We start from the raw sequence: 15,229 nt of genomic DNA, 5'->3' as shown, positions 1-15,229 counted from the left end.
AATGTTCCGGGGATGGAAAAACGGTACGGGAGCGCTCCCATACATTCAAGTTGGTCTTTGTCATGATGATTCATAACAGTTTTTCGCCAACGATTTCTGGCGCATTCTGAAAGGCGCTCACCTCACGAGCGCGACCACCGCTGGTTGACCGCCGCGGTGCAGGTCCACAGCAGCGTGAGCGTGCCGTTGGCGGTGAGGTTGTGGTCGACGTCGAGGCACAGCCCGGACTGGTTGCCGCGGATCGTGCCGTCGGCGTTGAAGGTCCACTGCTGGTTGGCGCCGCCGTTGCAGTCCCACAACTGGACCTTGGCCCCGGCCGTGGCCCCGGCCGGGGCGTCCAGGCACTTGCCGAGCGCGCGCAGGGACGAGCCGGACACGGTCCACTGCTGGTTCGCGTTCCGGTTGCAGTCCCAGATGACCGGCTGGGTCCCGTTGGCGGTGTTGCTGTTCGGCACGTCCAGGCAGCGGCCGGAGGACGCGCTGACCAGGGCGGTCGCCGTCGGCACGGGCGGGTTGCCGGTGGTGCCGCCGCTCACCCGGTAGACGGCGGTGCCGTGCGCGGGCACGCTGGCGCTGATCGTGCCGCCGGTGGTCGTCGTGGCGCCGGTCCAAGCGTCGGTGAGGGTGAACGACGATCCGGTCTTGCCGATCGCGGCGGCCGTGGTGGTGATCGTCCGGGTCGAGCCCGACTGGTTGAACAGGGCCACCGCGATGTCGTCGCCGGCCAGCCGCTTGGCCAGCACCCGCTGGTTGGCGTCGCCCGCGACCTGCACCCCCTGGCGGCCGAGGGTGTCCTGGTTGATGGCGATGAGCCGGGGGTTCTTCAGGATCGTCTGGGTCGCGCCGGACATGGACCGGAGGTCGTTGCCGGCGATCAGCGGAGCGGCCATCATCGCCCACATGGCGAAGTGCGAACGCTGCTCGGTGTCGGTCAGCGTGCCCCGGCCGACCTCCATCATGTCGGGGTCGTTGAAGCCGCCCGGCTCGGCGTAGCCGGCCAGTGGCACGTTGACGTCGATGATGTTCTGCACGCCCATCGGGTAACCGTTCAGCTGGTCGGTCTTCCACACCAGCTGGATGTCCTCGGTGGTGCGCCAGATGTTCGCCACGTCGCCCCAGTCGCGCTGCGGCCCGGTCTTGGAGTGGATGCTGTTGGAGTTGATGCTGTACAGGATCGGCCGGCCGGTGGCGGCCAGCGCGTCGCGCATCCTGGCGAACGTGGTGACCTGCTGGTCGATGGTGCCGGTGGGCGAGCACCAGTCGTACTTCAGATAATCCACGCCCCAGGCGGCGAACTGGCGGGCGTCCTGGGTCTCGTGACCCTGGCTGCCGGTGGCGCCCGGGTAGGAGCCGAAGTACTGCGCGCACGTCTTGTCCAGCGGGGCCTGATAGATGCCGAACTTCAGGCCCTTGCCGTGGATGTAGTCGCCGAGCGCCTTCATGCCGCTGGGGAAGCGGCCCGGATCGGCCTGCAGGTTGCCGCTCGAGTCGCGGTTCGGGTTCATCCAGCAGTCGTCGACCACCACGTACTGGTAGCCGGCGTCGCGCATGCCGGTGCTGACCATGCTGTCGGCCATGCCGCGGATCAGCGACTCGCTGATCGAGCAGCCGAACGTGTTCCAGCTGTTCCAGCCCATCGGCGGGGTGCGGCCCACACCGTTGTCGTGCGCCTGGGCGGCCGACGACGGGACGGCCGCCAGGGCCCCGATCAGCAATCCGGTCACCAGCGCGGCCCGCAGACGTTTCATGGCTGTCGCCCTTCGTGATGAGAACGTTAACAGCAGAGGCTGCCACGCGCTATCTGGCGAAACAAGCGGCAATAAGTGTTATGCGCGTCCTCCCCCTTTAGTCGCCGTTGCGAAGCTGCGTAACGCCGTAGCAACATCGATGAAATCGAATGCCAGGCCCCATGCGCGTACGCGATGTTAACGTTCACTTGCCCTGGAGGATCCATGCGGCTCACCCTGCGGTGGCTGATCGCCGCGGCCCTGCTGGCCGGACTCGTGCTGGCCGCACCGGCCGCGTCGGCCGCCACCATCGACACGAACACCTGGTACGTGCTGGTCAACCGCAACAGCGGTAAGGCCCTGGACGTCTACAACCTGGCCACCAACGACGGCGCCCGGATCACCCAATGGGCGCGCAACGACGGCAACCAGCAGCAGTGGCAGTTCACCGACTCCGGCAACGGCTACTACCGCCTCAAATCGCGGCTGTCCGGCAAGGTCCTGGACGTCAGCGGCGGCTCCACCGCGGACGGCGCCGCGGTCGTGCAGTGGACCGACAACAACGCGGCCAACCAGCAGTTCAGCGTCCAGGACATCGACGGGTACATCCAGCTGATCAACCGCAACAGCGGCAAGGCCCTCGAAGTGCAGGGCGCCTCCACCGCCGACGGCGGCAACATCGTCCAGTACGCCGACTGGAACGGCACCAACCAGCAGTGGCAGCTCGTCCCCATCGGCACGACGCCGCCCCCGGCGACCGGCACCTTCACCAACCCGGTGGTCTGGCAGGACTTCGCCGACGGGGACATCATCCGGGTCGGCGACGCGTACTACTACTCCGCCTCGACCATGCACTACTCGCCGGGCGCGCCCATCCTGCGCTCCTACGACCTGGTCAACTGGGAGTACGCGGGTCACTCGGTACCCCGGCTCGACTTCGACTCGGCCGCCTACGACCTGAACGGCTCACGGGCGTACGTCAAAGGGATCTGGGCCTCCGCCTTCAACTACCGGCCGAGCGACTCGACCTATTACTGGCTGGGGTGCACCGAGTTCAACCGCACCTACGTCTACACCTCGGCGACGATCGGCAGCGGCTGGAACAAGCGGGCCCGGATCAACAAGTGCTACTACGACGCCGGCCTGCTGTTCGACGGCGCGACCCCGTACGTCGCCTACGGCAACGGCACCATCAGCGTCGCCCAGCTCTCGGCCGACCTGAGTTCCGAGGTGCGGTCGCAGACCGTCTACCAGACGCCGTCGAGCATCGGCACGCTCGAGGGCTCCCGGATGTACAAGCGGGGCAACTACTACTACATCTGGCTGACCCGCCCGGCCAACGGGCAGTACGTGCTGCGCTCGACCAGCCCGTGGGGTCCGTACGAGCAACGCCAGGTCCTTCTGAACCTGCCCGGCCCGATCTCCGGTGGCGGTGTCCCGCACCAGGGCGGCCTCGTGCAGACCCAGAACGGCGACTGGTGGTACATGGCGTTCACCGACGCCTACCCGGGCGGCCGGATGCCGACGCTGGCCCCGATCAGCTGGAGTGGTGACGGCTGGCCGGTGTTGCAGACCGTCAACGGCCGCTGGGGCGCCACGTACCCGAAGCCGGCCATCAGCACGACCAAGACCGTACAGTCGATGATCGGGCCGGACACGTTCACCGATGCGGCGCTGTCGCACCGCTGGGAGTGGAACCACAACCCCGACACGTCGAAGTTCGCCGTCGGCAACGGGCTGCGCCTGTCCACCGCGACCGTCACGAACGACCTCTACAACGCCCGGAACACGCTGACCCACCGGATCCAGGGCCCCACCTCGACGGCCACGATCCAGCTGAACTACGCGTCGATGGCCGACGGCGACCGGGCCGGGCTGGCCATGCTGCGCGACCAGTCGGCGTGGATCGGCGTCCGCAAGGACAACGGCGTCACCCGGGTCTCGATGACGAACGGCCTGAGCATGTCCACCAGCGGATGGACCACGACCGGCACCGGCACGGAAGCCGCCGGCGCCACCGTCTCCGGCGGCACGATCTGGCTGCGGGTCACCGCGAACATCCAGCCCGGATCCGGCCGTACGGCGACGTTCTCGTACAGCACGAACGGCAGCACCTTCACCCCGCTCGGGCCGGCGTTCGTGATGAACAACGACTGGCAGTTCTTCATGGGCTACCGGTTCGGCCTGTTCAACTACGCCACGAGAGCCCTCGGCGGCGCCGTCACCGTGAACCGGTTCGACCTGACGGCACCGTGAGTCCCCGTTTCCCCACCCCCTAAGGAATCCACGTGAGAAAATCCCGATGGCTGGCCGTGTGCACAGCCGCCATGACCGCGCTCGCCGGTGGCCTGCTGGCCGTGGTGAACGCCGCACCCGCCTCGGCGGCGACGATCGACACCACCGCCTGGTACGTGCTGGTCAACCGCAACAGCGGTAAGGCCCTGGACGTCTACAACCTGGCCACCAACGACGGCGCCCGGATCACCCAGTGGACGCGCAACGACGGCAACCAGCAGCAGTGGCAGTTCGTCGACTCGGGCGGTGGCAACTACCGGCTCAAGTCGCGGCTGTCGGGCAAGGTGCTCGACGTCTACAACTTCTCCACCGCCGACGGCGGCTCGATCGTCCAGTGGACCGACAACAACACCACCAACCAGCAGTTCAGCGTCCAGGACATCGACGGGTACATCCAGCTGATCAACCGCAACAGCGGCAAGGCCCTCGAGGTGCAGGGCGCCTCCACCGCCGACGGCGGCAACATCGTCCAGTACGCCGACTGGAACGGCACCAACCAGCAGTGGCAGCTGGCCCGGGTCGGCGCCTCGAACCCGACCACCCCGCCGCCGACCGGATCGTGCACGCTGCCCTCGTCGTACCGCTGGACCTCGACCGGCGCGCTGGCCCAGCCGCGGTCGGGCTGGGTGTCGCTGAAGGACTTCACCACCGTCCCCTACAACGGACGGCAGCTGGTGTACGCGACCACGCACGACACGGGATCGTCGTGGGGCTCGATGAACTTCGGGCTCTTCACCAACTGGTCCGACATGGGCTCGGCGTCGCAGAACGCGATGTCGTCGGCCACCGTGGCGCCCACGCTGTTCTACTTCGCCCCGAAGAGCATCTGGGTCCTCGCCTACCAGTGGGGTGGCAGCGCCTTCTCGTACCGCACGTCCAGTGACCCCACCAACCCCAACGGCTGGTCGGCGGCGCAGACCCTGTTCACCGGCAGCATCACCGGCTCCGGCACCGGCCCGATCGACCAGACCCTGATCGCCGACGGCCAGAACATGTACCTCTTCTTCGCCGGCGACAACGGCAAGATCTACCGGGCGTCGATGCCGATCGGGAACTTCCCCGGCAACTTCGGCTCCTCGTACACCACGATCATGAGCGACTCGACGAACAACCTGTTCGAGGCCCCGCAGGTCTACAAGGTCCAGGGCCAGAACCAGTACCTCATGATCGTCGAGGCGATCGGCGCGAACGGCCGCTACTTCCGCTCGTTCACCGCCACCAGCCTGAACGGCTCGTGGACGCCGAACGCCGCGACCGAGAGCAACCCGTTCGCGGGCAAGGCCAACAGCGGCGCCACCTGGACCAACGACATCAGCCACGGTGAGCTGGTGCGGGTCAGCGCCGACCAGACGATGACCGTCGACCCGTGCAACCTGCAACTGCTCTACCAGGGCCGCTCCCCCAGCTCGGGCGGCGACTACGGCCTGCTGCCGTACCGGCCGGGCCTGCTGACCCGCCAGCGCTGACCGTTTCCCGTCCCGCCCTGTCCGCCGTCATCCGGTGGCCAGGGCGGGACGCACGAAGAACGAGCTTGCGGTGCGGAATTCGGCGGTGTCCTTGAGGTAGCCGATGCCGAACACCGAGCCCGTCCACCGCAGGCGGAATTCGCGATAGTTGAACGATTGCAGAGCCACCGAGCCCGCGACCGGGCCGGGCAGGGGGCAGTACGTGGCGTCCTCGCGGAAGATCTGGCTGTCGTCGAGCGGGGCGACGTACCCGCGCAGCTCGTAGTGCCGCAGGTAGCGGCCGTCACCGGCGCGGAACGAGAAGCAGCGTGGATCGGCCAGGCCGGTGACGGCGGTGAAGGTGGCGCGGCGGCGGTTCTCGGCGCCGCTACCGCGGTCGACGGCCGCGACGGCCACCGCGTCGGTGTTCACGCCCAGGCTGAGATAGCCGCCGCCGGCCCATTCGAGGGAGAGCGCGCCCAAGGGCACGGCCGTGGGCGGCGCCGACGGGCGCTGGGTGGTACGGCTGGGTGTGGGGGCCGGGGTGCTGAAGCGCGCCGGCGAGGTGGTGGGTGCCGGCGCGGCGATCACCCCCGGGCCGCCCGGTCCGGGCGCGGGATCGTCGGGCCGAACCAGCGGAACGGTGACGGCCACGGCGGCGACACCGGCGACGATCCCGGCGATCACCTTCCCCGCGACCGCCGACGCCCCCGCCGCCCCGGTCACCGACGCCGTCACCGCTCCGGCAGCCGTAGCCCCGGCAGCCGTAGCCCCGGCAGCCGCCGCTCCGGTGGCCGCTGCTCCGGTGGCCGCTGCTCCGGCGCCGGCGCTGATCGGGCCCAGGACGGCGTGCGCCAGGCCGGCCGGTACCACGAGGGCCGGCAGGTTCTCCAGCAACTTGTCGGCCGGCAACAGGCCCTCGGTGGCCGCCGTGCAGGTGCGGCAGCCGCGGACGTGCCGGGCGATGCGCTTGCGCCAGAGCGGGCTCGGCCGCCCGTCCCAGTCGGCCGTCTCCGCGGCCAGGCGGGAGCAGAGCGGCCGCGCCGCGAGCGCCGCCACGACGGCCCGCGCCAGGTCGAGCTGTTCCCGGGTGCGCTGCACGCGGACGCCCGCGTGGGCGACGGTGATCCCGGCCGCCTCGGCGAGCTCGGCCCGGGTCAGCCGGCCGGCGACCTCCTGCCACCACAGCGACAGCAGCCGCTGATCGTCGGGGTCCAGCCATCGCGTCGCCTCGGCGACCTGGCGCCGCTGTCCACTGAGGCGGCTGCGAAGCGCGGTCACCTCTTCGAGCTCCGCCTGCGGGTCCGCCTGGCCGGCGGCCTCCTCGAGCGGCCGGATCCGGCGGCCGGCGGCCAGCCGCTGCTGCCGATGGGTGCCGACCTGACGGACCGCGATCACCGCCAGCCAGGCCCGGAAACTTCCCGGGGTGCGCAGCCCCGGCAGCTCGCGCACGGCCCGCAGCATCGTGTCCTGCACGACGTCGTCGACCTCCGCCGGGTCCTCCATCGCCGCGCTGACGAGGTTGTAGACCAGCGGCAGATGATCGGCGATCAGCCGTTGCAGAGCCCGGCTGTCACCGTTGCGGGCGGCGGTGACGAGCTCGGCCACATTCGCACTCGTCAGATCCATAGCGACGACACCCTATGCCGCTCGGCCCGGGAAAGAAACCGAGCGGAAAGGTGTTATCCGATCTCCTCTTCATTGGTCGCAGCATCCGAAACTTTCGGGCCTCGCCATGCCGCCAAGAGCCACTGTCGGCACCGGTCAGCAGAATAATGGCGCATACGCCCAGGTAGAACGTTTCAAGCTGCGGATCAACTTCCGGAAGACTTCCGGAAACTATTGTTTCCGCGGCGTTTCCCATGTCAGCATGACCCGACATCGAGGTTCTTCGTTTCCTGGAAGGAGCCACTGTGACCGCCAGTCCCCCAGTCCCCCACCGGCGCCGATCGCCCCGGATCCGGCTGCTCATCGGCGCCGCCGTCGGTGCCGTCACGGCCGCGGGCGTGGTGATGGTGATGCCGAACGCCAACGCGGCGGAAAGCACCCTGGGCGCCGCGGCCGCGCAGTCCGGCCGGTACTTCGGCACGGCCATCGCGGCGAGCCGCCTCAGCAACTCGACCTACTCCACCATCGCCGGTCGTGAGTTCAACATGATCACGGCTGAGAACGAGATGAAGCCGGACGCGACCGAGCCCCAGCGCGGCCAGTTCAACTTCAGCGCCGGCGACCAGATCTACAACTGGGCCACCCAGCGCGGCCTGAAGGTCCGCGGCCACACCCTGGCCTGGCACGCCCAGCAGCCCAGCTGGTGGGGCGGGCTCAGCGGCAGCGGCCTGCGCCAGGCGATGATCGACCACATCAACGGCGTGATGGCCCACTACAAGGGCAAACTCGCCGCCTGGGACGTCGTCAACGAGGCCTTCAACGAGGACGGCAGCCGCCGCCAGTCCAACCTGCAAGCCACCGGCAACGACTGGATCGAGGCAGCCTTCCGCGCCGCCCGCACCGCCGACCCGTCGGTCAAGCTCTGCTACAACGACTACAACATCGAGAACTGGTCCTACGGCAAGACGCAGGGCGTCTACAACATGATCCGCGACTTCAAGTCCCGCGGCGTGCCCATCGACTGCGTCGGCCTGCAGACCCACTTCACCGGCGGCAGCTCGCTACCGGGCAACTTCCAGACCACCCTGTCGAGCTTCGCGGCGCTGGGCGTGGACGTGGCACTGACCGAGGTCGACGTCACCAACTCCTCCACGTCGCAGTACGCCGGGCTCACCCAGGCCTGCCTCAACGTCCCCCGCTGCATCGGCATCACCGTCTGGGGCGTCCGCGACAGCGACTCCTGGCGCTCCAACGAGAGCCCGCTGCTGTTCGACAGCAACGGCAACAAGAAGGCCGCGTACACCTCGGTGCTCAACGCGCTCAACTCGGCCGGGCCGACGACCCCGCCCACCACGACGCCGCCCACCACTCCGCCCACCACGACGCCCCCGCCCACCGGGTCCAACCGGATCGTCGGCGCGCAGTCGGGCCGATGCCTCGACGTGCCGGGCTCCTCGCAGAACAACGGCACCCGGGTACAGCTCTACGACTGCAACGGCCAGGCCAACCAGACCTGGACGCTCACCTCGAGCAAACAACTGACCGTGTACGGATCCCGCTGCCTCGACGCCGCCGGCTCCGGCAACGGCTCGGCCGTACAGATCTACAGCTGCAACGGCCAGGCCAACCAACAGTGGAACGTCAACTCCAACGGCACCATCACCGGCGTCCAGTCCGGACGCTGCCTGGACGTGTGGGGCACCGGCAACGGCCAGCAGGTCCAGATCTACGACTGCAACGGTCAGGCCAACCAGCGGTTCGCGCTGAGCTGACATGACGATTGCCAAGTCCGCTGCCGCCACCTCCGGTGGCGGCAGCGCGGACCACCAAGTGATCCGGAACCCGGTGCTGCCCGGGTTCCACCCCGACCCGTCCATCCTCCGGGTCGGTTCCGACTACTACATCGCCACGTCGACGTTCGAGTGGTACCCGGGCGTCCGGGTGCACCACTCGACCGACCTCGTCCACTGGGAGCCGCTCGGCGGGGTGCTGACCGAGCGGCGGCTGCTCGACCTCACCGGCGCCGCGGACTCGTGCGGCATCTGGGCGCCCAACCTGACGTACGCCAATGGCCTGTTCCACCTGCTCTACACCGACGTGGCGACGTTCGCCGGCGGGTACTGGGACCCGCAGAACTATCTGGTGACCGCGCCCAGCATCACCGGCCCGTGGTCCGACCCGGTCGTCCTGCACGGCCGGGGGTTCGACGCGTCGCTGTTCCACGACGAGGACGGCACCACCTGGATGCTCTCCATGCGGGCCGACTGGCGGCCCGGCCACAACCGCTTCGCCGGCATCGAGATCCAGCGGTACGACCATCACGAGCGCCGCCTGACCGGACCGGCCCGGCTGATTTTCACCGGCACCGGCGCCGGGCTGACCGAGGCGCCCCTCGTCTACCGCCGGGACGGCTGGTACTACCTGGTCACCGCCGAGGGCGGCACCAGCTGGGCCCACCAGGTCACCGTCGCCCGGTCCCGGCAGCTGTTCGGCGAGTACGAGGTGGACCCGGCCGGTCCCCTGCTGACCTCGGCCGGGCGCCCGGAGCTGACCCTGCAGAAAGCCGGCCACGGCAGCCTCGTGGAGACCCCGTCCGGCGAGTGGTACCTGGCCCACCTCGTCGCGCGGCCCTACACGCCGTACGGCCGCTGCGTCCTGGGCCGCGAGACCGCCCTGACCAAGGTGGAATGGCCGGCCGGCGCGTGGCCCCGCGTCCGCGACGGCGTGCCGGCCGAGCGGACCCCGGCCCCCGCCGGCACGGCGGCGACCACGCGGCCGCCCTCCTCCGAACAGTTCGAGGACGACCACTTCGACGCCCCGGCGCTCGGCCCCAACTGGTCGACCCTGCGCCGCCCGGCCACCGCCGACTGGATCGACCTGACGGCCCGGCCGTCACACCTGCGGATCCGGGGCGGCCGCTCCCCGATGGGACGGCACCAGCCGAGCCTGGTCGCCCGCCGGGTGACGGCCCAGCGGTGCACGTTCGAGGCGATCGGCGAGTTCGCGCCCGGCAACACCCGCCAGCTGGCCGGTGTCACGGCGTACTACAACTCCCGCAACTGGTACTACCTGCACCTGACCGCCACGGACGACGGCACGCCCGTGCTCGGGGTGCTCCGCTGCGACAGCGGGCGCGTGACGGTCGTGCCGGGCGCTTCGGCCCCGCTCGACGGCGTGCGGCGGGTGGGCCTGCGCCTGCGCCTGGACGGGCCGGCCCTGACCTTCGCCTACACGACGGCCCCGGACACCGGGAACGGCTGGCGCGACCTCGGCCTCTGCTTCGACGCCACCACGCTGTCCGACGAGTACGCCGCCACCATCGTGCCCGGCGAGCCCGAGGCCTGGGGATTCACCGGCGCCATGGTCGGGCTCTGGGTCCAGGACCTGGGCGCCGAGGGCGCGTACGCCGACTTCGACCGCGCTGTGTACCGCACCGAACCCGACACATGAAAGGTGATCGCCTTGGCAGCTAAAAGGATTCTCACTGTGGCGGCCGTGCTCGCCCTGAGCGCCGCCGGCCTGGCCGCCTGCGGAGGTGACGACGACGGCTCGGACTCGGGCGGCGACGTCACGATGCAGTTCTGGCACAACGCCACGACCGGTCCCGGTAAGGCCTTCTGGGACAAGACGGTGGCCGACTTCCAGAACGCCCACCCCAACGTCAAAATCAAGATCCAGTCGGTCCAGAACGAGGACCTGGACGGCAAACTGCAGACCTCGCTGAACTCCGGCTCCGCGCCGGACATCTTCCTGCAGCGCGGCGGCGGGAAGATGGCCGCGATGGTCGAGGCGGGCCAGCTCAAGGACATCACCGGCGACATCACCGCCGAGACGAAGCAGGCCGTGGGCGACGCCGCGCTCAAGACCGGGCAGGTCGAGGGCAAGTCGTACGCCATCCCGGTGTCCATTCTTCCCGGCGGTTTCTGGTACAGCAAAGACCTGTTCCAGAAGGCCGGCATCACCGCGCCGCCGACCACGCTGGAGGAGCTGAACACCGTCGCCGGCAAGCTCAAGGCGAACGGGACGCCGATCGCGCTCGGCGGCAAGGACGCCTGGCCGGCCGCGCACTGGTACTACTTCTTCGCCCTGCGCGCCTGCAGCCAGGCCTCGCTCGACGCCGCGGCCAAGGACAAGAACTTCGGCGACCCCTGCTGGACGAAGGCCGGCAAGGACCTCGAGACCTTCGCCGCCAGCAAACCCTTCAACGACGGTTTCCTGACCACCTCGGCCCAGCAGGGCGCGGGCAGCTCGGCCGGCCTGGTGGCCAACCACAAGGCCGGCATGGAACTGATGGGTTCCTGGGACCCGGGGGTCATCGCCTCCCTCACCAAGGACGCCAAGCCCCTGCCCGATCTCGGCTTCTTCCCGTTCCCGGCGGTCTCCGGCGGCCAGGGCGACCCGAGCGCGATCATGGGCGGCGCGGACGGCTACTCCTGCTCGGCGAAGGCGCCGAAGGAGTGTGCCGACTTCCTCAACTACATCCTCACCAAGGACGTCCAGGAGGGCTACTACAAGGCCTTCAACTCGATCCCGGTCAGCAAGCAGGCTCAGGGCGCCGTCACCGAGGACTACCTCAAGGCGGTCCTCGAGGCCTACAACAAGGCGCCGTACGTGTCGCAGTGGCTCGACACGGTGTACGGCCAGAACGTCGGCAACGCCCTGAACATCGGGGTGGTGAACCTGCTCGCCGGCAAGGGCGACGTCGCCGGCATCATCCAGGCCGTCAACGACGCGGCCAAGAAGGGCTGAGCAGCGTGACGGTCACCGAGGTACGGGCCGGTGGTGGCGTGCAGGCGCCGCCGCCGGTCCGGCCCCGCCGGCGCGGTATCGGCTGGGCCCAGCGGCTGGAGATCGTGGCCCTGTCCGGCCCGGCGATCCTGATGTTCACCGGCTTCGTGATCTTCCCGGTCCTGATGGCCGCCTACTACGGCTTCTACCGCTGGAAGGGCTTCGGGCGGCCCACCGACTTCGTCGGCCTCGACAACTACCGGACCATCCTGCAGGACAGCGCGTTCCACGAGGCGCTGTGGCACAACGGGCAGATCGTCGTCCTGTCGCTGGTCCTGCAGGGCCCGATCGCTCTCGGCCTCGCCCTGCTGCTCAACCAGCGGATCCGCGGCCGGTCGGCGATCCGGGTGCTCATCTTCGTCCCGTACGTCATCGCCGAGGTCATCGTCGGCACCGCCTGGGCGCTGCTGCTGCAGACCAACGGCGCGGTGAACGACGTCCTGAAGTCGATCGGCCTGGGCGGGCTGGCCGCGGACTGGCTGGCGAACCCGGGTCTGGCCATCTGGACGCTGATGATGATCCTGACCTGGAAGTACGTCGGGTTCGCGGTGATCCTGTTCCTGGCCGGCATGCAGAACATCCCGGGTGAGCTGGCCGAGGCGGCCGCCGTCGACGGCGCGTCCTACTGGCAGGTCCAGCGGCACATCACGCTGCCCCTGCTCGGCCCGACGATCCGGATCTGGGCGTTCCTGTCGATCATCGGCGCTCTGCAGCTCTTCGATCTCGTCTACATCATCTGGGGCCAGTACGTGGCCTCCACCGCCGGCACCTCGACGATGGCGACCTACATGGTCACCGAGGGCCGCAACGCCGGCAACTACGGCTACGGCAACGCGGTGGCGGTCGTGCTCTTCATCATCTCCATGGTCATCGCGCTGGTGTACCAGCGTTTCGTCCTGCGCCGCGACACCGAGGGCGCGCTCACCGGAGGGCGGTAGCCATGAGCAACCGCAACCTGGCCGTCTACGCCGCGGCGCTCGCGCTGATCGGTCTCATGCTCGGCCCGGTCGTGTACATCATCCTCGGCGGCTTCCGCACCAACTCGCAGATCACCGTCGACCCGGCGGGCCTGCCCGACCCCTGGGAGCTCGGCAACTACACCGGAGTGCTGACCAGCGACACCTTCTGGCGCCAGGTCGGCAACTCGACCATCGTGGCCGTGGTCACCACCGTCGGCGTGGTCACGCTGGGCGTCATGGCCAGCTACGTCCTGGCCCGCTACCGGTTCCGCGGCCGGGGTGCGATGTACGCCCTGTTCGCGGCGGGCCTGATGTTCCCGGCCACCGTGGCCATCACGCCGCTGTACATCCTGGTGAAGAACCTGGGCCTGGTGAACACCCTGCCCGGCGTCATCCTCCCGCAGATCGCCTTCGGCCTGCCCACCACGATCATCATCCTGGTCCCGTTCCTGCGGGCGATACCCCAGGAGATCGAGGAGGCCGCGGCCATCGACCGGTGCGGCCGGCTCGGGTTCTTCTGGCGGATGGTGCTCCCGCTCTCGGTGCCGGGCCTGATCACCACCGGGATCCTGGCCTTCATCGGCAGCTGGAACAGCTACCTGCTGCCGCTGTTCATCCTCAACGACCAGGACACCTTCACCCTGCCGCTGGGCGTGCAGGCGTTCTCCTCGGTGTACTCGGTCGACACCGCGAAGGTGCTCGCCTTCACGTCCCTGTCGATGATTCCGGCCCTGGTGTTCTTCAGCCTCTTCGAACGCCGCATCGTCGGCGGCCTGACCGGCGCCGTCAAGGGCTGACCGGGGTCAGGAGACCCGATCGGTGGCCGCCCGGGCCAGGCCGGTCAGCACCGATCGGCTCGCCTCGTCGATCGGCGCGGCGGCCAGGGCGGCCAGGGACCGCTCCAGCCGATCGGCGATCATGCCCTCGACGGCGCCGAGCGCTCCCGTGTCCACGATGATCCCGCGCAGCGTGTCGAGGCCCGCGTCGTCGAGGGCGGGCGCGCCGAGGAGCGCGTCGGCCTGGGCTCGGCGCGGCCCACCGGCGCGCTCGAGGGCCAGCGCGATCAGGACCGTGCGCTTGCCCTCGCGCAGGTCGTCCCCGGCCGGCTTGCCGGTGCGGGCCGGGTCGCCGAACACGCCCAGGATGTCGTCGCGCAGCTGGAACGCCTCGCCCAGGGGCAGGCCGTACGCGGACAGGCGGCCCAGCAGCTCGTCGCCGGCCCCGGCCAGCCGGGCGCCGAGCAGCAGCGGGTGCTCGACCGTGTATTTCGCGCTCTTGTACCGCACGACCCGGTGGGCCCGTTCCAGGGCGCCCTCCCGCCGGCCGCCGGCGATCGCCTGCTCCAGCAGGTCGAGATATTGGCCGCCCATCACCTGCGTACGCATGCTGTTGAAGACCGTGCGTCCCCGGGCCAGCGTGAGCGGGTTCAGGCCGCTGTCCGTGTAGAGCTCGTCGCTCCAGGCCAGGCACAGGTCGCCGGCGAGGACGGCCGCCGACTCGCCGAAGCGGCCGGCGTCGCCGCGCCAGCCGTGCTCGTGATGCAGGGCGGCGAACCGGCGGTGGATGGCCGGGGCGCCCCGGCGGGTCTCCGAGGCGTCCATGACGTCGTCGTGGATCAGGGCCGCGGCCTGGAAGAACTCGAGCGCCGCGGACGCGCGGACGATGCCCGGCCCGTCGGCGCCGCCGGCGGCCCGCCAGGCCCAGTAACAGAAGGCGGCCCGCAGCCGCTTGCCGCCGTTCAGGAAGCCGGTGAGATAGCGCACGATCGGGGCACAGTCGGCGCTGACGTCGGCCAGGATCGTCGCCTGCGCCGTCAGGAAGTCGTCGACCTCCCGCTGCACGCGCGAAGCCAGGTCCAGCTGCGCGCCTATCTCACTTGTCATGATTCTCGTTATACAAGTAGTTAGAAATTCTCGCTACATGATAGCCGTATGATGTCGGCGTGACCACGCCCCCACAGCCGCTCCGCAGCGCGCTGGCCCGCGCGGTCCGCGAGGTTCTGCAGGCCAACGGTGAGGCGTCACACAGCCTGGCCCGCCGGCTCGGTGTCGGCATCACCGACGCCGTGGCCCTCGACCACCTGCTGAGCAGCCCCGACGGGCTCGGGCCGACCGAGCTCGGGCAGCGCCTCGGCATTCGTTCGGCCTCGGCCACCACCGTCGTCGACCGGCTGGACGCGGCCGGGCACGCGCGCCGGGTCCCCCACCCGTCCGACCGGCGCCGGCAGACCGTGGTCGCGACCGGCCACGCGTACGCCGAAGTCCTCGACGCGCTGACCCCGCTGCTGAACCGGATCGAGGAGGCGGCCGCCCGGCTCACCCCCGAACAGGCGGCCGCCGCGACCGGATTCCTGCACGAGGTCGCCGCGGCTATGCACGACTACGCCGAATCTGATAGTCGTTGATGA

The 15,229-nt window shown here is 69.6% G+C and carries 11 protein-coding genes; 8 read left to right on the top strand and 3 right to left on the bottom strand.

From position 1 onward, the window contains the following. Nucleotides 1–122 precede the first annotated feature (122 nt). Entirely contained in the window at nucleotides 123–1,748 is a 1,626-nt protein-coding gene (locus ACGFJ7_RS21615; RefSeq protein WP_392643369.1) for a glycoside hydrolase family 27 protein, read from the bottom strand. Between the two features lie 204 nt (nucleotides 1,749–1,952). Between ACGFJ7_RS21615 and ACGFJ7_RS21610 the strand changes: the two genes are divergently transcribed. Continuing rightward, nucleotides 1,953–3,983 (top strand): RICIN domain-containing protein, encoded by a 2,031-nt coding sequence (locus tag ACGFJ7_RS21610; protein WP_392643367.1) that lies wholly within the window; start codon nucleotides 1,953–1,955, stop codon nucleotides 3,981–3,983. Between the two features lie 71 nt (nucleotides 3,984–4,054). Further along, nucleotides 4,055–5,488 (top strand): non-reducing end alpha-L-arabinofuranosidase family hydrolase, encoded by a 1,434-nt coding sequence (locus tag ACGFJ7_RS21605; RefSeq protein ID WP_360256618.1) that lies wholly within the window; start codon nucleotides 4,055–4,057, stop codon nucleotides 5,486–5,488. Between the two features lie 27 nt (nucleotides 5,489–5,515). Here the strand turns inward: ACGFJ7_RS21605 and ACGFJ7_RS21600 are convergent, their stop codons facing one another. Continuing rightward, nucleotides 5,516–7,096 carry a sigma-70 family RNA polymerase sigma factor gene (locus ACGFJ7_RS21600; RefSeq protein WP_392643365.1) on the bottom strand — a complete coding sequence of 527 codons (1,581 nt, stop codon included), beginning with the start codon at nucleotides 7,094–7,096 and terminating at the stop codon, nucleotides 5,516–5,518. A gap of 284 nt (nucleotides 7,097–7,380) precedes the next feature. On the opposite strand from ACGFJ7_RS21600, the gene ACGFJ7_RS21595 reads away from it, so the two are divergent. From ACGFJ7_RS21595 to ACGFJ7_RS21575, 5 genes are read left to right on the top strand one after another with little or no spacing between them, the layout of a single operon-like run. After that, nucleotides 7,381–8,847 (top strand): endo-1,4-beta-xylanase, encoded by a 1,467-nt coding sequence (locus ACGFJ7_RS21595; RefSeq protein ID WP_392643363.1) that lies wholly within the window; start codon nucleotides 7,381–7,383, stop codon nucleotides 8,845–8,847. 1 nt (nucleotide 8,848) lies between these two features. Beyond that, entirely contained in the window at nucleotides 8,849–10,525 is a 1,677-nt protein-coding gene (locus ACGFJ7_RS21590) for a glycoside hydrolase family 43 protein (RefSeq protein ID WP_392643362.1), read from the top strand. A gap of 12 nt (nucleotides 10,526–10,537) precedes the next feature. Continuing rightward, entirely contained in the window at nucleotides 10,538–11,824 is a 1,287-nt protein-coding gene (locus ACGFJ7_RS21585) for an extracellular solute-binding protein (protein WP_360256287.1), read from the top strand. Nucleotides 11,825–11,829: 5 nt separating this feature from the next. Next, the gene (locus ACGFJ7_RS21580; RefSeq protein ID WP_360256285.1) at nucleotides 11,830–12,801 is read left to right on the top strand and encodes a sugar ABC transporter permease; all 972 of its coding nucleotides are present in this window, start codon (nucleotides 11,830–11,832) and stop codon (nucleotides 12,799–12,801) included. A gap of 2 nt (nucleotides 12,802–12,803) precedes the next feature. Then, entirely contained in the window at nucleotides 12,804–13,619 is an 816-nt protein-coding gene (locus ACGFJ7_RS21575) for a carbohydrate ABC transporter permease (RefSeq protein ID WP_360256283.1), read from the top strand. Between the two features lie 6 nt (nucleotides 13,620–13,625). Here the strand turns inward: ACGFJ7_RS21575 and ACGFJ7_RS21570 are convergent, their stop codons facing one another. After that, the gene (locus tag ACGFJ7_RS21570; RefSeq protein ID WP_392643360.1) at nucleotides 13,626–14,705 is read right to left on the bottom strand and encodes a polyprenyl synthetase family protein; all 1,080 of its coding nucleotides are present in this window, start codon (nucleotides 14,703–14,705) and stop codon (nucleotides 13,626–13,628) included. 59 nt (nucleotides 14,706–14,764) lie between these two features. Between ACGFJ7_RS21570 and ACGFJ7_RS21565 the strand changes: the two genes are divergently transcribed. After that, nucleotides 14,765–15,226 (top strand): MarR family transcriptional regulator, encoded by a 462-nt coding sequence (locus ACGFJ7_RS21565; RefSeq protein ID WP_360256279.1) that lies wholly within the window; start codon nucleotides 14,765–14,767, stop codon nucleotides 15,224–15,226. Nucleotides 15,227–15,229: the final 3 nt, after the last annotated feature.

Source organism: Actinoplanes sp. NPDC048988 (assembly GCF_043197815.1).
In the GTDB taxonomy this organism is placed as follows: Bacteria; Actinomycetota; Actinomycetes; order Mycobacteriales; family Micromonosporaceae; genus Actinoplanes.
This window is presented reverse-complemented; position numbering and strand designations above follow the sequence as displayed.

What these genes read in the sequence shown, in the direction of transcription:
- ACGFJ7_RS21615 (WP_392643369.1), bottom strand. Translation starts at nt 1,748, where the DNA reads ATGAAACGTCTGCGGGCCGCGCTGGTGACCGGATTGCTGATCGGGGCC.
- ACGFJ7_RS21610 (WP_392643367.1), top strand. Translation starts at nt 1,953, where the DNA reads ATGCGGCTCACCCTGCGGTGGCTGATCGCCGCGGCCCTGCTGGCCGGA.
- ACGFJ7_RS21605 (WP_360256618.1), top strand. Translation starts at nt 4,055, where the DNA reads ATGACCGCGCTCGCCGGTGGCCTGCTGGCCGTGGTGAACGCCGCACCC.
- ACGFJ7_RS21600 (WP_392643365.1), bottom strand. Translation starts at nt 7,096, where the DNA reads ATGGATCTGACGAGTGCGAATGTGGCCGAGCTCGTCACCGCCGCCCGC.
- ACGFJ7_RS21590 (WP_392643362.1), top strand. Translation starts at nt 8,849, where the DNA reads ATGACGATTGCCAAGTCCGCTGCCGCCACCTCCGGTGGCGGCAGCGCG.
- ACGFJ7_RS21575 (WP_360256283.1), top strand. Translation starts at nt 12,804, where the DNA reads ATGAGCAACCGCAACCTGGCCGTCTACGCCGCGGCGCTCGCGCTGATC.
- ACGFJ7_RS21570 (WP_392643360.1), bottom strand. Translation starts at nt 14,705, where the DNA reads ATGACAAGTGAGATAGGCGCGCAGCTGGACCTGGCTTCGCGCGTGCAG.